At 65.8% G+C, this 18,427-nt stretch carries 15 protein-coding genes; 8 read left to right on the forward strand and 7 right to left on the reverse strand.

Annotated elements, in window-relative coordinates:
* The 5 genes from ACU18_RS07890 to ACU18_RS07910 form a co-directional block, all read right to left on the reverse strand.
* A partial coding sequence (locus ACU18_RS07890) for an amino acid permease (RefSeq protein WP_231686026.1) occupies positions 1 to 380 on the reverse strand: 380 nt, incomplete at its 3' end.
* A 74-nt stretch (positions 381 to 454) separates the two neighbouring features.
* Positions 455 to 1,387: a glutaminase gene (locus ACU18_RS07895; protein WP_050684999.1), complete on the reverse strand. Its 933-nt coding sequence runs from the start codon at positions 1,385 to 1,387 to the stop codon at positions 455 to 457.
* Entirely contained in the window at positions 1,384 to 2,982 is a 1,599-nt protein-coding gene (locus ACU18_RS07900) for a PucR family transcriptional regulator (protein WP_050685000.1), read from the reverse strand. The genes ACU18_RS07895 and ACU18_RS07900 overlap by 4 nt, the downstream gene beginning before the upstream one ends.
* Before the next feature lie 210 nt (positions 2,983 to 3,192).
* Positions 3,193 to 4,941: an ABC transporter ATP-binding protein gene (locus tag ACU18_RS07905; RefSeq protein ID WP_050685001.1), complete on the reverse strand. Its 1,749-nt coding sequence runs from the start codon at positions 4,939 to 4,941 to the stop codon at positions 3,193 to 3,195.
* 48 nt (positions 4,942 to 4,989) lie between these two features.
* A complete protein-coding gene (locus ACU18_RS07910; RefSeq protein ID WP_082178237.1) occupies positions 4,990 to 5,841 on the reverse strand; it encodes a sugar phosphate isomerase/epimerase family protein in 852 nt (283 codons plus the stop codon).
* 103 nt (positions 5,842 to 5,944) lie between these two features.
* Between ACU18_RS07910 and ACU18_RS07915 the strand changes: the two genes are divergently transcribed.
* The 7 genes from ACU18_RS07915 to ACU18_RS07945 all read left to right on the forward strand — a co-directional run bounded on the left by ACU18_RS07915 (position 5,945) and on the right by ACU18_RS07945 (position 14,599).
* Positions 5,945 to 7,099 carry a substrate-binding domain-containing protein gene (locus ACU18_RS07915; protein ID WP_050685043.1) on the forward strand — a complete coding sequence of 385 codons (1,155 nt, stop codon included), beginning with the start codon at positions 5,945 to 5,947 and terminating at the stop codon, positions 7,097 to 7,099.
* A 158-nt stretch (positions 7,100 to 7,257) separates the two neighbouring features.
* Positions 7,258 to 8,571, forward strand: a complete 1,314-nt coding sequence (locus ACU18_RS07920; RefSeq protein WP_050685002.1) for an ABC transporter substrate-binding protein — start codon at positions 7,258 to 7,260, stop codon at positions 8,569 to 8,571.
* A 54-nt stretch (positions 8,572 to 8,625) separates the two neighbouring features.
* Positions 8,626 to 9,573, forward strand: a complete 948-nt coding sequence (locus tag ACU18_RS07925; RefSeq protein WP_050685003.1) for a carbohydrate ABC transporter permease — start codon at positions 8,626 to 8,628, stop codon at positions 9,571 to 9,573.
* Positions 9,570 to 10,496 (forward strand): carbohydrate ABC transporter permease, encoded by a 927-nt coding sequence (locus ACU18_RS07930; protein ID WP_082178238.1) that lies wholly within the window; start codon positions 9,570 to 9,572, stop codon positions 10,494 to 10,496. Before ACU18_RS07925 ends, ACU18_RS07930 begins: the two co-directional genes overlap by 4 nt.
* Positions 10,493 to 11,506, forward strand: coding sequence for a hydroxyacid dehydrogenase (locus ACU18_RS07935; protein WP_050685004.1), 1,014 nt, complete (start codon positions 10,493 to 10,495; stop codon positions 11,504 to 11,506). Before ACU18_RS07930 ends, ACU18_RS07935 begins: the two co-directional genes overlap by 4 nt.
* 124 nt (positions 11,507 to 11,630) lie before the next feature.
* Positions 11,631 to 13,646 (forward strand): outer membrane protein assembly factor BamB family protein, encoded by a 2,016-nt coding sequence (locus tag ACU18_RS07940; protein ID WP_050685005.1) that lies wholly within the window; start codon positions 11,631 to 11,633, stop codon positions 13,644 to 13,646.
* A complete protein-coding gene (locus tag ACU18_RS07945) occupies positions 13,646 to 14,599 on the forward strand; it encodes an ROK family protein (RefSeq protein WP_050685006.1) in 954 nt (317 codons plus the stop codon). Before ACU18_RS07940 ends, ACU18_RS07945 begins: the two co-directional genes overlap by 1 nt.
* 25 nt (positions 14,600 to 14,624) lie before the next feature.
* Here ACU18_RS07945 and ACU18_RS07950 read toward each other — a convergent pair whose 3' ends face one another.
* Together ACU18_RS07950 and ACU18_RS07955 are read right to left on the reverse strand one after the other, a co-directional pair.
* Complete coding sequence (locus ACU18_RS07950; protein WP_050685007.1) at positions 14,625 to 16,655, reverse strand: outer membrane protein assembly factor BamB family protein; 2,031 nt, start codon at positions 16,653 to 16,655, stop codon at positions 14,625 to 14,627.
* A gap of 133 nt (positions 16,656 to 16,788) precedes the next feature.
* Complete coding sequence (locus ACU18_RS07955; protein ID WP_231686027.1) at positions 16,789 to 17,283, reverse strand: MarR family winged helix-turn-helix transcriptional regulator; 495 nt, start codon at positions 17,281 to 17,283, stop codon at positions 16,789 to 16,791.
* A 97-nt stretch (positions 17,284 to 17,380) separates the two neighbouring features.
* Between ACU18_RS07955 and ACU18_RS07960 the strand changes: the two genes are divergently transcribed.
* Positions 17,381 to 18,421: an LLM class flavin-dependent oxidoreductase gene (locus ACU18_RS07960; protein ID WP_050685008.1), complete on the forward strand. Its 1,041-nt coding sequence runs from the start codon at positions 17,381 to 17,383 to the stop codon at positions 18,419 to 18,421.
* The last annotated feature ends 6 nt before the right edge of the window (positions 18,422 to 18,427 follow it).

Genomic DNA, 18,427 nt, shown 5'->3' on the forward strand with positions numbered 1-18,427 from the left:
AACCAGCCGGAAACAAACGCGGCTTTTTCGCCGAAGAACTCCCGGGCGTAGGAAACGAAGGAACCGGACGAGGGCCGGTGCAGCACGAGTTCGCCGAGGGCCCGGAGGATCAGGAACGCGAAGAAACCACACACCGCGTACGCGATCACCAGCGACGGGCCGGCCTCGGCCAAGCGGCCACCGGCGCCCAGGAACAGGCCGGTACCGATCGCACCGCCAATGGCGATCATCTGGATCTGCCGCGGCTTCAGGTTCTTGTGGTAACCCGTGTCCTCAGCGTGCAGGGACGACTCGGTCGCATGGGCATGGCCACCATCAATCAGGTGGTCGGGGACAGCGCTGCGCTCCTGAACAACCTCGTCTTTGGGGTTGATAGGCATGGGTGATCCTTTCGATGGGGTGATGGTGAAGCGTTGTGGGGGAAAAGTAGTTGCGGGGCTGCGCAGCCCGGCGTTTAGAACACAGACCAGCCGGTTCGGTCCGAAAGGTCGGCCAGGGCGGCGGTGCCGGCCAGCGAATTGCCCTTGGCGTCCAGCCGGGGGCTCCAGACGCAGATGGCACATTCGCCCGGCACGATCACCAGGATCCCGCCACCCACGCCGCTTTTTCCGGGCAGGCCAACCCGGTAGGCAAACTCCCCGGCGGCGTCATACATGCCGCACGTGAGCATGATGGAGCCGATGCGTTTCGCTTCGCTGGGAGACACCACGGGTCCGTGTGCACCGTGGCCGTCGCGGGCCAGGAAAAGCCCCGCTTTGGCGAGTTCCACGCAGCTCATCATGATGGAGCATTGCCGGACATAGTTCTCCACCACTGATTCCGCCGGCCGCGCCAGGTTGCCAAAATCCTTGAGGAAATGCGCCAGGGCCAGGTTGCGGCTGCTGCTGGAAAGCTCGCTGGCCGCAGCATCCTCATCGATGAACGGCCTCTCGCTGCCCGCCTCTGCGGTGAGGAACCGCAACAGCCGGGTGGCGGCGTCGGGCGTTTCCTTCATCAGGTGGTCCGTCACCACCAGGGCGCCGGCGTTGATAAAAGGATTCCGCGGGATGCCATGCTCAACTTCCAGCTGGACCAGGGAGTTGAACGGGGTACCGGACGGCTCCCGGAGCACGCGGGACCACAAGGTTCCCGGGCCGTCCCCCCGGAGGGCCATGGCCAGGGTAAACACCTTGGAGATGCTTTGGATGGAGAACGGAACGCGGGCATCGCCGGAACTGAACAGCTCACCGGAGGTGGTGGCAACCGCGATCCCGAACCTGTTGAACGGCACCGCTGCCAGGTGCGGGATGCTGGCCGGCACTGAACCGCTCTCCCGCTGCGGCGTGTGGCTGCGGACAATGTCATCCAGTAACGGGCCCAACGGAGGTGCCTCGAGTGCGGTGGTCATTTCCTGCCTAAAAGTTCTTTGTGTGTACCGGCCCAATCCTGGATGTGGAGCAGGGCCACCAACGCATCCCGGGGGTTGCCAAAATCCAGGCCGGTCAGGCGGGATGCCTTGCTGATCCGGTAATAGACGGTGTTTTTATGGAGCTTCATCCTGGCGGCGCACGCTGCCACGTCAAGGGCTGCCTCAAAATATGCGTGCAGGGTTTCGGCAAGTTCGCCGCCTTCACGCAGCAACGCGGAAAGGCTGCGGTGCCGGAACGTTGAGGACGTGAAATTGTGGACTGCTTCGCGGAAGAGGATTTCGGCTTCAAAGTCGTCCACGCTGGCAACATGCGCGTCCCGGGACGTGCCGACGCAGCCAAGCAGGGCCTCGGTGATACGGGTGGTTGAGTGCAGCGACAGCAGGTCCGGGACCACCGGACCCACGGCGGCGAACGGCCGGAGGCCAAGGTGCTTGCCCGCATCCCGGACGATCGACTCAGCCAGGCTGCGCAGCCCCGGTTCCGCGGCGGCGGACTGCAGGCCAGGGACAATCACCGCGGTGTCGCCCTTGAACTGGCCCACGATCGCGGAGGCTTTGTACGCGGCGGCATGAATGGATGCCAGGTTGGCCAGCTCGCCGTGCTTCAGCGCCGCGTCGTCGGCCTGCGCCTCGGCATCCGAGATCCCCAACAGGATCAAGGCCGCCGGACGGTCAGCGGGGATCTTCTCGCTGTGGGCGCTGGCCGCGGCTTCCGCCGGGCCGGACAGGATCCGCGCCACCCGGTCTTCGCGCATGTGCACGGACTGCTGGTTGCGGTAGCGGATCAGCTCGGCCGACGCCCTGGCCGCGGATCCGTTGAGGACATAGTCAACGTCCGCGCCGAACCCCGCCCCGGTTTCCTGGAGCCAGATGTACCCCATGATCCGGTCCCCGGCGAACAGCGTGATGGCCACGCGTTCCCGCAGCCCGTCCTGCGGCCGGGCCGGCACCCGCACCGGCAGCCGGGTCCGGTGCAGTTCCCGGTACGCGCCCAGGTCCTTGAGCAGCAGTTCATATTTCCGCGGACCGCGCCGGGTAAGGATGGAAGCCTTGCGCAGCTCATCGATGTCGTTGGAAACAGTGGAGTAGGCCAGCACCTTGTTGGCGGCGTCTTCGATGAGCACGTGGCTGGAGGTGAGCCGGGCCGTGGTCTGGGCGATTGCAAACAGATCCTCTTCCAGCAGGGTCAGCACTTCGCTCTGGTAGCTGCGGGGCTGGATCCGGTCCTTGGCGATGGACAGCAGGCGGTCCCAGTCAGCCGACGGATCCACCAGGAGCAGGCCGGTGCCCGCATCGCGGAGCAGCTCTTCGGCTTCGATCAGCTCGTCCCGGTTGCCCTTAACGGCAATCACCGGCGGAGGATTCTTCACCAGCCGCCGCAGCGCGGGCAGGGCCGACCGGCCGCGGACACCGATCAGCAGCACAAAGGCCGCGCCGCCGTCGGACGTCTCATCATCGGCGTCCACAATCAGGAACCGTTCAATGGCGGAGCCGGCCGGGACAGGCCTGAGGACCAGGGTGGCGAAACCCACGGGGAGATCCGAGAGGATGTCGTCCACCGTCACCGCTGCCATGGGTTTCCTTCTGCGTCGAACTGGCCGGACGGCTCTGTCCGGACACCTCATGCTACCGAGGCGAGGGCCCCCAAAATATGGGCGGGAGCCCAAAGGCGGTGGCAGCTTTTCGGTCTACGGACCAAGTTCGCGGGGTTCCCTGGGCGTCGGGTGCCTTGCGCCGGGCCACAGCCAGCCAGGATCCGCCGATGCCGGACATCGGCGCCGGGCTCAGACCGCCTCCTCCGCCGAGAGCTGGGAGGAAACAATCTCCCGGTACGTCTCCGAGGTCGCCAGCAGCTCACTGTGCGTTCCGCGCCCCACGATCGTGCCGTCGTCGAGCACTAGAATCTGGTCCGCGTCCACAATGCTGGAGACCCGCTGGGCGATGATTACCAGCGTGGCGCCGGCGGTGTTCCGGTGCAGCGCCTGCCGCAGCCGGGCGTCCGTGCCGGTGTCCAGCGAGGAAAACGAGTCATCAAAAATGAACAGCTCGGGCCGTTTCACCAGCGCCCGCGCAATGGCCAGCCGCTGCCGCTGCCCGCCGGAAACGTTGGTGCCGCCCTGGCTGATGGGCGCATCCAGCCCGCCCTCCATCCGTTCCACAAAGTCCCGCGCCTGCGCCGTTTCCAGCGCTGCCCAGCACTCCTCCTCGCTGGCGTCCGGCTTGCCGTACTGCAGGTTGCTGCGCACCGTGCCGCTGAACAGGTAGGGCCGCTGCGGCACCAGGCCGATGTGCCCCCACAACTGGTCCGGATGCAGTTCACGCACATCCACGCCGTCCATCCGCACGGACCCGGACGTGGCGTCAAAGAGCCGGGGCATCAGGTTCACCAGCGTGGTCTTCCCGGCCCCGGTGCTGCCGATGATCGCCGTGGTCTGCCCCGCCCGCGCGGTGAAGCTGATCCCGGACAGGACCGGCTGCTCGGCACCCGGGTAGGAGAAGCCGACGTCGGCCATTTCCAGTTCCGCGCCCCGCACACCATCCTGCCGTTCCCCGCGGTCCATGGGCCGGGCGGGCGGCCGGACGCTGGACGCGGTGCCCAGCACCTCGCCGATCCGGTCCGCGGACACCGCCGCCCGCGGAATCATCACGGCCATAAACGTGGCCATCATGACGGACATCAGGATCTGCATCAGGTAGCTCAGGAAGGCGATGAGGGTGCCCACCTGCATGGACCCGTCCTGGATCCGGAAGGACCCGAACCAGATCACCGCCACACTCGAGACGTTCAGCACCAGCATCACCACCGGGAATGCGAGCGCCATCAGCCGGCCGGCCCGCAACGCCGTGTCCGTCACGTCCTCGTTGGCGCGGGCAAACCGGGCCGTCTCGATGTCCTCCCGGACAAAGGAACGCACCACCCGGATACCTGTGAGCTGCTCGCGGAGCACCCGGTTCACGGTGTCGATCCGCTTCTGCATCTGCCGGAACAGCGGCACCATCCGCACGGTGATCAGGCCCACGGCGATCAGCAGCACCGGGACACTGACTGCAATCAGCCAGGACAGCTGGACGTCCTGCCGGACCGCCATGACCACCCCGCCGATACTCAGCATGGGCGCCGTCACCAGCATGGTGGCGCTCATCAGCACCAGCTGCTGGACCTGCTGGACGTCGTTGGTGGACCGGGTGATCAGGCTGGCAGCCCCGAATCTGGTGACTTCCTGCTCGGAGAATTCACCTACCCTGGTGAAGATGGCGCCGCGGAGGTCACGGCCCACACCCATGGCCGCTTTGGCCGCGAAGTACACGGCGACTATAGAGCAGGCAATCTGCGCCAGCGTGATCACCAGCATGACCGCGCCCAGTCCCAGGATGAACCCGGTATCGCCCTTCGCCACGCCTTCATCGATGATGTCCGCGTTCAGGGTGGGCAGGTACAGCGACGCGATGGACTGCGCCAGCTGGAAAACGACGACGGCGGCCAGCAGCCTGCGGTGCGGGCGCAGGTATTCAACAAGCAGTTTCCACAGCATCCAACGGTCCTCAAAAAGACTCAGGCTCGCAATGAACCGAAGGTCAGTTTACGACCGCAGGCCGGGTGTTGAGGCGGGGTGCGGCAGGAAAATTGGACCTGGTTCTTTCGCATGGTCCTGGCTGATGGACGTATCCACCGACCGGGTGGCGGCCAGCAGGCCGTGCAGAGCCGCAGCATCCGCGATGACGTTCTCCGGCGCATCCCCCGCCACAAACTCCAGCATGATCTCCAGGTCCCTGTTGGCTGACCTGAGGATGTCCACCGCGCCCTGCCACAGGTTGCTTCGCGCAACCAGCGAAAGCCGCTCGGTGGCGGGCCACCAGGAGAAAGCGTGAACCCCAACCACGTGGTCCAGGACCAGCCGGAGGGATGCCAGGGCCGCCTGGTCCGTCAGGCCGACCGCGGGCTGCCAGTAGGTACCCACGCCGGGCCGGTCCACGCGGTGGAGAAGGTCCAAGGTGGTTTCCGGGGAATCCGTCAGGGTGCCGCCGTGGTATTCGAAGGCCAGGCTGACGCCCCGCGCCGCAGCGAGCGCGGCGACCCGACGGGTATCCTCGACGACGCCGTCCCACTGTGCAGCTGAGGCATCAGCAGAGCCTGCGTCCCCGGCCCAGATCCGGATCCTGGGTGCGCCGAGTTCCGTGGCGAGGGCCAGAACGTCCGCAAAATTGCCGAACGACCCGGCCCGGTAGTAGGACCCCAGGGACATAACGCGCAGCCCTGCGGCCAGCGTTGCGCTGCGCGCACCGGCTGCCGAGCCGGCGTCGTGGACGTGGACATCCGATCCCCATTCAATCCCGGCCAGCCCGGCAGCGGCGGCGGTACGGGCCACGGCATCAATATCCACCGCGCGGAGGGTCACGGAACAGAGTCCCGGGCGCAGTAACGCCTCTGCCATGGTTCGTTCCTCCTGTTGAGCGGGCTGCTTGACTCCCCACCGTATGTTGGGTGTAGTTCATTGTGAACAATACGCACAGAAATAAACACAGAGGGGTGTGCACGTGCTGACTGATGACAGGCAGAACCAGATCCTGCGTGAGCTGGCGCTCCGGGGGTCAATCAACGCGGCCGAGTTTGCGCGGCGGATGGGGATCTCCGGGATGACAGTGCGGCGGGATCTGGCGTTACTCGACGCCCAGGGCCTGCTGCAGCGGGTCCACGGCGGGGCTGTTGCCTTGGCCGGACCGGCCCGGAGCCCTGCCGGCCAGGGTCAGGGAAACAACGCCCCCTCAAACCGCGAGGGAAGAACCATGGCTCCGGCCGGCCGCAACGCGCCGATCCCGGCGAAGCAGCGCCCGCTGGCCACCATCGGCATGATCGTACCCACCGCCCGGTATTACTTTCCGGGGATCATCAGGGGCGCCGAGGCCGCCGCCCAGGAGCTGGGCGTCCGGCTGGTTCTGGGCGTCTCGAACTACTCTGCCGCCGAGGAGCAGCGCCAAATCCAGCGGCTGCTCAAGAGCGGCGTGGACGGGCTCCTGGTGACCCCCAGCGGCGAGTCGCTGGCGGGCACCCCCACCCTGGACCTCCTGGCCTCAGCCGAAGTGCCCGTGGTGATCATCGAACGCTCCATTGACGGGGTGCTGGATGAGGGCCGGCTGGAGTCGGTCCGCAGCGACCACGCCCGCGGGGCCGAACTCGCCGTCAACCACCTGGTGTCGCTGGGGCACCGGAAAATAGCGCTCTGCGTCCGCGAAAGCAGCCCCACGTCCTCACCGGTCAGCGACGGGTATCGCAAGGCGATGCAGGCTGCGGGCCTGCCGCACGATCCTGCCATGACCCGCGCCATCACCCTCTCGGCCACCGATCCTGAGACGCTCCGCCACGAGCTGGACAGCATTGTTGGCAGTTTCACCGACGCCGGCGCCACGGCCGCGATCGTCCACAACGACGAGGACGCGCTGATGTTTGCTGACCTGTGCGAGGCGCGGGGGCTCCACGTTCCGGGGGACCTGGCGCTGGTGGCGTACGACGACGAGATCGCCTCTTTCGGCAGCGTCCCCATGAGCGCGGTGGCCCCGCCAAAATTCGACGTCGGGTACCACGGGGTGCAGATGTGCCTGAACCGGCTGGGCCCGAGGCGGGTTTCGAGCCTGGCCCTGCAGCGCGTCATTCTCTCCCCCACCCTGGTGGTCAGGGACTCCACGGCCAGCTGATCAGGACGCAGGATCCTGGTCGGCAAAGAAGCGAACATCCACCGATGTTCACTACTGTTCAGTTCGTTGGCTTTGTTCAACTTTGCGTGTTTCATTGAAATACACCATGTGGCACCGGCCACATCCCACCTTCGCATCGTGGATTTCAAAGGAGAACAATGAAGCGTCGCAATCTTCTCGTCGGGGCCGCCAGCCTGGCCAGCAGCGCACTGCTGCTGGCAGCCTGCGGAACCGGGCCCGGCACATCCACTGCCCCCACACCCGCTGCAGACCCGTCAGGCAGCATCACCTTCTGGTCATCACTGGCCGGCATGGACAAGGTGGCTGCAGCGTTCAACGCGAGCCAAAGCAAGATCAAAGTCACGTTTGAAACGATCCCCAACGCCGACAGCGGCGGCTATGCCAAGCTGTCCACCGCCATCACGGCAGGGAACGGCCCCGATGTCTCCACCATCGAATACCCCCAGCTGCCGCAGTTCGTCAGCAACGGGCAGGTGCAGCCCCTGGACGGCCTGATCGACAAGTCAGCCACCGTGGACAAGCTCGCCGGCGAGATCCGGAGCATGGTCCAGTTCGGCGACAAGACCTACGGTCTGCCGTATGACGCGGCTCCGATGGTGATGTACTACCGCCAGGACATGCTGGCTAAGGCCGGGGTGGAGGTTCCCAGGACCTGGCAGGAATTCGAGGATGCGGCAAAGAAGCTGAAAGCCGTTGCCCCGGACTCCTACCTGGCAAGCTTCAACCCCAACCAGGTCCCGGCAACAGCCGGTCTGGCCTGGCAGGCAGGTGCGAAGTGGTTCGGCACCTCTGACGACAGCTGGGAGGTGGGGGTGAACGACGAGGCCACCCGGAAGGTGGCCGGCTACTGGCAGAAGCTCATTGACAACAAACTGGTCAAGGTCAGCCAGGCCTTCAGCGACGAGTGGAGCCTGGACCTGGCCAACAGCACGGTTGTGGGCGTCATCGGTGCCAACTGGAGCGCCACCGGGATCCAGAAACGGACAGAGGCCAGCGGCCAAAAGGGGCAGTGGATCGCCGCCGAAATGCCCAACTGGGGCACCCCGGCAGGCGCCTTCTTTGGTGGATCCAGTTTCAATGTCACCAAAAGCAGCAAGAACCCGGCAGCTGCAGCCAAGTTCGTCGAGTTCCTCACCACCAACCGGGAAGCCATCAAGGCCCGGGGGAACACGGGTTCCGCTTTCCTGGCCTATCCCGGCCTGACACCGGTTGCGCAGCAGGCCTACGACGCCAGCTACTTCGGTAACGACATCTACGACGTGTTCGAAAAGGCCTACGCCACCGTCAGCCCGGGCTGGCAGTGGGGCCCCAGCTGGGACCTCACCAACACCGCGCTTAAAGACGCCTACGGCAACCTCGGCACCGGCGGCACGGTCCCCACAGCGCTTGATACCGCCCAGAAGGCCACCGTGGCCGGGCTGGAACAGGCCGGACTTTCCGTCAAACAGTAGCTTCGCCCCTGGGCTGCCTCTCCGGAGGCAGCCCAGCCAGTTTAGGAGATCATCATGGCCACACAGGCCCCTACTGCTGTTCCGCAGCCTGCTGCACCGCAGCGCAGGCGCAGTACCGCCTCCGGCACGGGCGGGCGGACAGCAGCCCTCTTCCTCGTCCCGTTTTTTGCCGTCTTTGCAATCGCCATGGTGGCCCCGGTCATCTACGCCATCGTGCTCAGTTTCTACGCACAGCAGAAGTCCGGACTTGGCTTCGGGGAATCCAAAACCTCTTTCGTTGGCTTCGAGAACTACCTGCAGGTCCTTGAATCCGAGTCCTTCGTCACCGGCATTGCCCGGCTTGGCCTGTACTGCGCGATCTACATTCCCTGCATGGTGGGCGGCGCCGTTGTGTTCGCGCTCCTCCTTGACGCCACCGTGGCGCGGGCACGGAAGCTGTTCCAGCTGCTCGTCTTCCTGCCCCACGCCGTACCCGGCGTAATCGCCGCCCTCATCTGGGCCTACCTGTACACGCCGGGCATCAGCCCTGTGGTCCAGGCGCTCCAGGGCGGCGGGATCCAGGTCAACTTCCTCGATGCCCACATGGTCCTGCCGGCGATCGTCAATATCGGTGTCTGGGAGTGGACGGGCTACAACGTCATCATCCTCTTCACCGCACTGCAGGCCGTCCCACGGGAAATCCTGGAAGCCGCCCGGGTGGACGGGGCAGGGGAAATCCGGGCCGCCGTGAGCATCAAGTTCCCGCTCATCCTGCCCGCGCTGAGCGTCATTATGCTCTTCACCATCATCGGCACCCTGCAGCTCTTCACCGAACCCTCCATCATCGCCAAGGCCACCCCGTCCATCACCAGCACCTGGGTGCCCAACATGTGGGCCTACGACGCGGCCTTCATCCGGCACAACCTCAACCAGGCTGCGGCTGCCTCGATCATCATCGCCGCACTCGCTGCGTTCCTTTCCCTGGTGGTCACCCGCTTCAGTTCCAGGATGAACAAATCATGAGCACAAAGACCCTTCCCGCCCTCCGGACCAAGACGCCCAGGACCATGCCAAGGAAACCCGCCCAGCGTCAGGACACCGTGGCAGGCCACGGAGGTTTTGCCAGCAAGCTGACGGTCAACGGGCTGCTGGTGGTGGGCTCCCTCTATATGGTGGTCCCGGTCCTCTGGCTCCTGTTCGCCTCCACCAAAAACGCTGCGGACCTGTACGGCACCAGCGCCTACGCCCTGGGCAACTTTGCCCTGTTCGAGAACATCGCCGCCGTGGCGGCCCAGGACGGCGGAGTGTTCTTCCGCTGGATGGCCAACTCCATCCTTTACGCCGGCGTCGGCGCCGTGCTGGGCAGCCTCATCTCCGTGATGGCCGGCTACGCGTTCGACAAGTTCAACTTCCGCTGGAAGGACTCGCTGTTCGGGTTTGTGCTGGTGGGTGTGCTGATCCCCAATACGGCGACAGTGCTCCCCATGTATCTGCTCGCCTCGGTGGTGGGCATGACCAACACCATCTGGGCGGTCCTGATCCCGGTCCTCTGCAACCCCTTCGGCGTGTACCTGGCCCGCGTCTACGCCGCATCCTATGTTCCGTCGGAAACGCTGGAGGCAGCGCGGGTGGACGGCGCCGGTCCCATCAGGTCCTTCTTCGCCCTTGGCCTGCCCATGATGATGCCGGGCTACATCACCATCGCCCTGTTCCAGTTCGTGGGTGTGTGGAACAACTTCATGCTTCCCCTGGTGATGCTGCAGGACCAGCAACTCCTCCCGGTCAGCGTGGGCATCTCCATCTGGCAGGGCTACGCCGTCCCCCAGCCCGAGTTTGTTCCCCTGGTGATCACCGGATCATTGCTCTCCATCATTCCGTTGCTGGTGGCTTTCATCATGCTGCAGCGTTTCTGGAAGTCCGGACTAACCACAGGAGCCGTCAAATGAGCAGGGAAACCCTGAACGTCGCCCTGGCCATGGGACCCGGCGTCGCGTCCCGGATCTTCTCGGCCGGGCACCTGGAATCCCTGCCGGCAGGCCTGCGGCTCCTGAACCATGAACCCATGGAGGAATTCAGCTCCCGGCGTTCGCTGGCGTTATTGGCCGAGACGGACATCCTCCTCACCGGCTGGAACTGCGCAAGGGTGGATGCAACCGTTTTGGATGCCGCACCGCGCCTGCGCCACATCCTGCATGCCGGCGGCACGGTCAAAAACCATGTTGACGGTGCCTGTTGGGCCCGCGGTGTCCAGGTCAGCACGGCAGCTGAAGCCAACGCCATCCCCGTAGCGGAATACACGCTGGCCATGATCCTGCTCGCCAATAAGCGGGTCCTGCAGATCGCCGGCACCTTGCACCGCGAGAAGGCACCGGTGGAACCGGATGGCCTGTTTCCGGACATGGGCAACTACGGCAAACGGGTGGGCATCATTGGCGCATCAAAAATCGGCAGGCATGTCATCCGTCTGCTCCAGCCGTTCGAACTGGACATTGTGGTGGCCGATCCGTTCCTGTCCGCTGATGAGGCCAAGGTCCTGGGCGTGAGGGCGGTAGGGCTCGAGGAACTGATGGAGACCAGCAACGTGGTGTCGCTGCATGCTCCCTCGCTGCCGTCCACGCTGGACCTGGTCAACGCCGGACTCATTGCGCGAATGCGCACCGGAACCACGTTCATTAACACCGCCCGCGGAGAGCTGGTGGACCAGGAAGCCCTTTTGGCCCGGTTGGAACGGCACGAACTTTTTGCCGTCCTGGACGTCACCACACCCTGGGTCCTGCCCCCGGACTCGCGTTTCTACGCCAACCCCAACGTCCTGCTCACCCCGCACCTCGCCGGGTCCCTCGGCACCGAGTTGGAACGGCTGGCGGCCACGGCCCTTGCCGAGGCCCAGCGCATTTCCCGGGGTGAGCCGCTGCGCTTCCCCGTCCAGGACGAAGACCTGGCCTTCACCGCCTGACCCACCCCGCCGCCGTCGTCCGCATCATGGCCGGTACCACCGGCCCTGTTTCCGGCGCGCAAAAAAGTACGACGGCGGCCCCCGCCTCTGCCCTTCACCTCCCCTTCAAAACAAAGGAAGTTCAATGCAGATCTCCCATCCCAGCAGGCGTTCCGTCCTCCAGGCGGGCGGCGCAGCCGGCCTGGCCGCAGCGTTGGGCCTGACCGCATCCGGGCCCGCCACCGCAGCACCGGCGAAGGCCGGCAGCACCGAAATCACCGACCTCGGACCGGCAGTGGTCCAGTTCTCGCTGATGAGTTCCCTCCTGGTGGGCGACATCGCCTACATCGGATCCCGCAATCTCGATCCCGTCCGGATCGTCGCCTTCCACGTGCCTACGGGCAAAGTAGTGGGTGAGACCGTGGTGGCCACGGGCTACAGCATCCAGACCCTGGCCGCCGATCCGGCCGGCCGCTACTTGTACGCCGGTGTCCTGCAGAAGTCCGGCGGCCCACAGCCGAACCTCTACCGCTGGGACCTGGCCACCCTGTCCGCGCCGGCAACACCGATCGGCCAGATCGGCGACCGCGACGTGCGCGACCTCAGCGTGTCACCCGACGGACGGCTCTACGCAGTGGGCGGTGGCAACCCGGGCGCGCCGGCGCTGTGGGAGTACAACCCCGCCACCGGCCAGGTCAGCAACCTGGGCATTCCCGACGCCGGCGCCACCCTGGCCCGCGCGGTTGCGGCAACGGACGCCACCGTGTTCTTCGGCGCCGGCAGTACCCTCAATGGCGGCGGCAGTGCGGGCCGCGCGTGCCTCTACGCCTACAGCCGCGCCACCCAAACCTTCGCGCAGGTCACCCCTGCGGAGATGCTGGCCGATCCCAGCATCCGTGAACTGGCCATCCTTGGAGACAAGCTCCTGGTCGGTTCCGCCGCGTCCACGCAGCAGTCCAAAATCGCGTTGCTGGACTTGGCCAACCCCTCCTCCTATGCCGTTGCGACGTCCATCGGCAAGACCGCCAAGAACTTCACGAACATCGGCGACCAGGTGTACTTCGCCAACGAAACCGGCCTGTGCACCTTTTCACCCGCCACGAATTCGATCGCCCAGCTGACACTCAACGGCCCGTCCCTCGGCGAGATCTGGGGTGTGGACGCACGGAACAACCGGATCCTGGCCACCTCGGGTTACGGCTTCGTGGCCGAGATCGATCCCGGCACGGGAACCATGGTCGTCACCGACCTTGGCGAAGCCGGGGCCTCCGCCACTCCCCAGACGGTCATGGGCATTGCCGCAGGCGCGGGTTACGCCTACGTCGGGGGGAACGGAGTGATCGCCCGTCACTCGCTCGCCACCGGCGGGGTGGCCAACCTGAACGCCCCGGGTGAGGCCAAGGACGCCGTCATTGTGGGCGGTGTCCTCTACACGGGCCAGTACAGCTCGCAGGGCATCTGGACGTACGATCCGCTCAGTGGCCAGCCGATCCACCAGGCCGCCGATTTCCCGGGCGCGCAGAACCGGCCGCTTGACGTCTGCTGGGACGAGGTCAACCGGCTTGTGCTGGTGGCGGCGCAGTCCGATACGGAGGGCGGGGGGTCCTTCTGGACGTACAACCCCGCCACCGGGGCAAAGCAGTGCTTCATCAACCCGATCGACAACCGCCAGCTCCTGCGCGCCGTGGCCACCAGGGACGGTGTCGCGTTCCTGGGTGGCGGGCTGCCAACCCTGGACGGAGCCGGCACCGTTGTCGCCTTCGACCCGGCGGCCGGCCGCGAACTGTGGCGCCTCGATGCCGGGTCCGGCGCGGGGCTGGCAGCCCTCGCCGTGCAGGGCCGCAACCTGTATGGGCTCACGCGCAAGGGCGGCCTCTTTGTCCTGGACATCCCCACCCGGAAGGTGGTGCACCGGGCAGACATCAGCTCCCTGTCCTACGGTTTTGGGGCCCTGGTGGCCAACAGGGGCGTCATCTATGGGGTCTCGGATACCAACGTGTTCCGCTTCGACCCCAAGTCCTTCGAGGTGTCCACCGTCCTCGCCGATACCGACGGCGGGTGGTACAGCGGGTCCCACATCACCAACGATGAAAACGGGTACCTGTACACGATGCGTGGCCGCAACCTGGTCCGCATTGACGACCACCCCCGGAAGCCGTGATGCCCCGGGGAACCGGGGCGGTGCAGCCGGCTGCGGGGTCCATGCGGATCGGGGTGGACATCGGCGGGACCAAAACCGAAGCGGTGGCACTCGACGAACACAACACCGTCCTTTGCTCGCTGCGGCGGCCAACCGACCAAGGCAACAGCGGTGTGCTTCGAACGCTCTTTGACGTGGTTGCGGAGCTGCGCGAAGCCCACGTCCTAGCCGGTTACCAGCTGGCTGCCGTGGGAATCGGGGTCCCGGGGGCCGTGGATCCGGCAACGGGGAAGGTATCAAACGCAGTGAACATCGGCGTGGCGGAACTGGAGCTGGGTGCATTGGCGGAAGCCGGGCTCGGGTTAAAGGTCCACGTGGAAAACGATGTGAATGCCGCTGCTCTGGGCGCCCACCACCTGCTCTCCGACCGGACCTGTGCGGACCAGGGGTCCAGCGCCTACCTGAACCTGGGGACTGGCCTTGCTGCAGGGTTGATCAGCAACGGTGGCCTGGTCCGGGGGGCGGCCGGGGCGGCCGGCGAGATTGGCCACCTCCCCCTGGGCACCACGCAGGAACCCTGCCCCTGCGGCCAGACCGGTTGCCTGGAACTGATCGCTTCCGGCTCGGGCATCGCCCGCCAGTGGACCGGTGCCGGCGAATTCCCCGCAGTGTCGCTCTTTGAGCACGCATTGCTTGGTGATCCGCTGGCGGTTGCGGTCCAGGACAGGTTTTTCCGGGGTTCAGCTGCTGCAATCCGTGTCCTGGGCCTCTCCGTCGATCCTGCCGTGATCTACATCGGCGGTGGTTTAAACGCGTTGGGCGAACCCCTGCTCGAGGGCATCCACAGGGAGTTGGCCCGCACTGCCGGCCTGTCCCCCTTTATCGCCGGCCTGGGCCTGGGCCGCCGCGTCCGGCTGGTCCCGCCCGGACTGCCTATCGGCTCGGCCGGAGCAGCGCTGGCAGCCACCGGTTAGGCAATGTCGCGCAGGGAAGTGGCCCTCACCGGCCACTTCCCTGCCGCCGCAGGCCCTGCACGGCTGCGCCGTCATCAATCCGGACGAGGTTGGGGCCGCGGAGCGTGTAGAGCGCCCCTTGCTCGTCGGCTGTGATGTGCGGTCCGCTGTACCAGCCGCCGTTGATCCCCGCCACCACCACGGAGACGGCGAAAGTCGCCGGGTCGATCCGGAACACGGTGGTGTCGGAGACTCCGTAAACCATCCCCCTGCTGACCGTTAGGGCGCCGAAATCGGTGCACACGCTGCGGAGGTCGCCGGTATGGACCAGCGCCCGGGTTTCCAGGTCGATGACAAACAAACCGGCTGCCCGGCGGGACATGCCGTAAAGGTAACGGCCCTGGATCGCCAGGGCTGCCACCCCTGACGTCTGGCCCGGGTCCAGGCGCCACAGCTCCTGGTTGGTGGTTGGGTCCCACGCCACTACTGTGCTGCGGGGACCGGTGCCGTAGATGTTGTCACCGCCGAGGTAGGCAACACCGTCCTTCGTCGCAACAGCGCGCACCATCTGGAGGGTGTCAATGGGATTGACCTTGGTGGTCACCTGGCCAGTGGCAGGGTTGTAGGCGGCGAAGCAGCCGCCGCCGCCGGTATCGTTCTGGGCGCCTGCAAGAACCAAACCGTTCGTGGCGTCCCAGCAGATGTCGAGCGGCCGGTTCTGGCCTGCCGGCAGCGCGGCAACCTGGTGCGGAAGCTGCCCGGTGGCGGGATCGTAGGCGTAGATTCCCCGTGAGTTGTATTGCCCGGTGTAAAGGATGCCACCCACAACAACAGCGTCCTTGGCCTCGCCGGTGGCGCGGAGATAGGACACCGCCGCCGGGCCTGCCTGGTGCCGCGCGATGGTGCCGGTGCCGCCAACGTAGACGTCGCCCGCACCCGCGGCCAGTCCCATGCACAGCTGCGGACCGCCCGGGGCTCCTGCTCCGGCGAGGTCGTATTTCAGCGCGGTGGCTGTGGCCGGGTTGATGCTGATGACGTCGTAGGACGAACCAGCCACCGCTTGGGATCCGAAGACATCCAGTCCCCAGATGGCTCCCACGTCCTCGGTGAGGATCTGGGTGATCTTCTTGGTTCCGGTGTTGTAGGCCCAGACACCGGGCTCCTTGACGAAGAACACCTGGTTTCCGAGTTGCCGGAACATCACTCCGGTTTTGGGTATAACGGTGTAGTCGGTGTGGTCTGACAGATTGATCAGCACGGACTTTCCCGGTCCCTTGACGCCAACGCCGAGCTGTCCATCGAGAACGTTCAAGGAGGTTACGGACACGCCGGTGGCGACGTCCGCCGGCAGGATGTTCGCTGACATCCTTGTGGCCCGGTCAAAAGCGAACAGCCGGGCGGGGCTCGAACCACTTCCACCGCCCAGGGTGCTGCCGGTTCCGAAATAGACGGTGCTTGCCGTGGCAGCGATGGCTTGGGCAATAGTGGCTCCCGGGTCCGGAACACCCCAGCTGGTGGTGGCGCCGGTGCCGGGATCGTACTCCCACAAGGCCGGCGGATTGGTGGTCTGGCCGCCGCCTGCGGCGTAGACCCTGCCATCCGGAGCGACTGCAAGGGCACGGATGTCACGGTCTCCGGTCTCGGCCACGCCTACCGCGGGCAGGTCCGGTGTGCCAAGGTCCCAGCGGTAGATGTTCGGTTTGCCGTCGATCCCATCACGGAGGACGCCCGCGTACAGGTACCGGCCTGTGGCGTCCGCCGCAAGCGCCTGGATGCTGTAACCCGAACCGAGGTCGGTCCGTGCGGTGATGGTCCCGGTGGGAAGGTGGAACCCTACGATCCGTGCCGGATTCAGGTTGCGGGAGCCGATGTAGACCGTGTCGCCTACCAGTAACGAACTCATCAGGGAGAACTGGACCACTGCGGGTCCCAAGTCGGCGACGGCAGGGCTGTCCGCGGCCAGCCGGCCGGGGTCAGCCATGGCAGTGCCGTCGGCCAGCGCGGCGAAGACAGCGGCGAGGCTCCCGGCGCCTGATGCCTGCAGTAGCCGGCGGCGGTTGAACGTGGCGTTGGCCATGGGAATCTCCTCGTTGAGTTACCTGCGCTGGATGGTCCAGATAGGGAACACTAGCTGCGGCCAGGTTCCGGGGACACCGGTCTGCACAGAACTGAACAGAGGTTGTTGTGGGGCCAGCTGCTGCACTGGCCACTTACTGGGACCTGGTTTCACCGTCCGGCCCGGAAAGGTGGTTCCGCAGTTTCCCGGTAATCCTGCCGAGGTCCGCCAGGTCGTCGGGGGTGAGGGCATCGACGAACAGCTGGCGGATCAGGCGCAGATGCGGGGCCGATGAGGCCCGGAAGAGGCGGGCACCCTCATCGGCAAGCTCCACCACGGCGCCGCGGCTGTCATTGCCGGATTTTGTGCGGTGGATGAGGCCGCGGCTTTCCATCCGGCCCAGGTGGTGGGACAGCCTGCTCCGCTCCCAGCCAATGGCCTCCGCCAGGACCGAGGACCGTAGCCTGCCCTCCTCCGCCTCGCTGAGAGCCAGCAGCACTCCGTAGTCGCCCGGGGAGATACCCGAAGTGGCCTGCAGCCCGGCCGCCATCATCTGGCGGACCACCTCACTGGTTTCCACGTACTCACGCCAAACTGCCAGCTCGCCTGCCGTGGGGCCCCGACGCCCCTGTATGCCGTTCTGATCCACGCGCCCTCCTCGTTGCTTGACATGTCAAGCATAGTGGGGTGATGATTGATGCGTCAATTAACTAATTGACGTATCAATTAAAAGGGCGCGTGACGTCATGATTTTTGGTTTGGACACCTTCGGCGACGTTCCCCTGGACGACGCCGGTAAGCCCGTCAGCCATGCCAGGTCCATCCGCCAGCTGGTGGATGAAGCGGTCCTCGCCGACCAGCTGGGCGTGGACGTTTTCACAGTGGGCGAGCACCACCGCCCGGAGTATTCGGTCTCGAGCCCGGAAACGGTCCTGGCCGGAATGGCCACCGTTACCAAGCGGATCCGTCTGGGCTCCGGGGTGACTGTGCTCAGCTCAGATGATCCGGTGCGCGTCTTCCAGCGTTTTGCCACCGTTGATGCGCTCTCCAACGGCCGTGCGGACGTGATTCTGGGCCGGGGTTCCTTCACCGAGTCCTTCCCGCTGTTTGGGTACGACCTGCAGGACTACAACGTCCTGTTTGAGGAGAAGATCGAGCTTTTCGCCCGGCTCCTCAAGGAAGCACCCGTCACCTGGAGCGGGAGCACGCGGGCCCCGCTGGTGGACGCCGATGTGTACCCCAAGACCGAAGGTGGCCTTAAGACCTGGGTGGGGGTGGGCGGCACGCCGGCCTCCGTGGTGCGGACCGCAAAGTACGGCTTCCCGCTGATGCTGGCCATTATTGGCGGCCAGCCGGAGCGGTTCAGCCCGTTCATCGACCTCTACAAGCGGTCGGCGGGAGAGTTCGGCACCACCGCCTGGCCGGTGGGGATGCACTCCCCCGGCTTCATCGCCGATACCGACAATGAAGCGAAGGAGATCTTCTGGCCCCACTACAAAGTGGTCCGGGACCGCATCGGAGCGCTCCGGGGCTGGCCGCCGGTGCGCCGCGAAGAGTTCGACGCAGAGATCGAACACGGCTCCATGTACATCGGTTCCCCGGACACTGTGGCCAGGAAAATCGCCCGGACCTCGGCAGCCATGGATGTGGGCCGGTTTGACCTGATCTTCACAGCCGGGACCCAACCCATCAGCGCCAGGCTGAAAGCCGTGGAGCTTTACGGCAGCAAAGTAGTCCCCCTGGTCCGCGAGATGCTCGCCGAAAACCCCCGCCCAACGGGGTCTTAACTCCCG

It is taken from the genome of Arthrobacter sp. ZBG10, assembly GCF_001238605.1.
Taxonomy (GTDB): Bacteria; Actinomycetota; Actinomycetes; order Actinomycetales; family Micrococcaceae; genus Arthrobacter.

Bases quoted from the DNA above. Each gene is read 5' to 3' on its own strand.
- ACU18_RS07925 (WP_050685003.1), top strand. From the start codon at position 8,626: ATGGCCACACAGGCCCCTACTGCTGTTCCGCAGCCTGCTGCACCGCAG.
- ACU18_RS07900 (WP_050685000.1), bottom strand. From the start codon at position 2,982: ATGGCAGCGGTGACGGTGGACGACATCCTCTCGGATCTCCCCGTGGGT.
- ACU18_RS07920 (WP_050685002.1), top strand. From the start codon at position 7,258: ATGAAGCGTCGCAATCTTCTCGTCGGGGCCGCCAGCCTGGCCAGCAGC.
- ACU18_RS07935 (WP_050685004.1), top strand. From the start codon at position 10,493: ATGAGCAGGGAAACCCTGAACGTCGCCCTGGCCATGGGACCCGGCGTC.
- ACU18_RS07950 (WP_050685007.1), bottom strand. From the start codon at position 16,655: ATGGCCAACGCCACGTTCAACCGCCGCCGGCTACTGCAGGCATCAGGC.
- ACU18_RS07895 (WP_050684999.1), bottom strand. From the start codon at position 1,387: ATGACCACCGCACTCGAGGCACCTCCGTTGGGCCCGTTACTGGATGAC.
- ACU18_RS07940 (WP_050685005.1), top strand. From the start codon at position 11,631: ATGCAGATCTCCCATCCCAGCAGGCGTTCCGTCCTCCAGGCGGGCGGC.
- ACU18_RS07930 (WP_082178238.1), top strand. From the start codon at position 9,570: ATGAGCACAAAGACCCTTCCCGCCCTCCGGACCAAGACGCCCAGGACC.
- ACU18_RS07910 (WP_082178237.1), bottom strand. From the start codon at position 5,841: ATGGCAGAGGCGTTACTGCGCCCGGGACTCTGTTCCGTGACCCTCCGC.
- ACU18_RS07960 (WP_050685008.1), top strand. From the start codon at position 17,381: ATGATTTTTGGTTTGGACACCTTCGGCGACGTTCCCCTGGACGACGCC.
- ACU18_RS07905 (WP_050685001.1), bottom strand. From the start codon at position 4,941: ATGCTGTGGAAACTGCTTGTTGAATACCTGCGCCCGCACCGCAGGCTG.
- ACU18_RS07945 (WP_050685006.1), top strand. From the start codon at position 13,646: ATGCCCCGGGGAACCGGGGCGGTGCAGCCGGCTGCGGGGTCCATGCGG.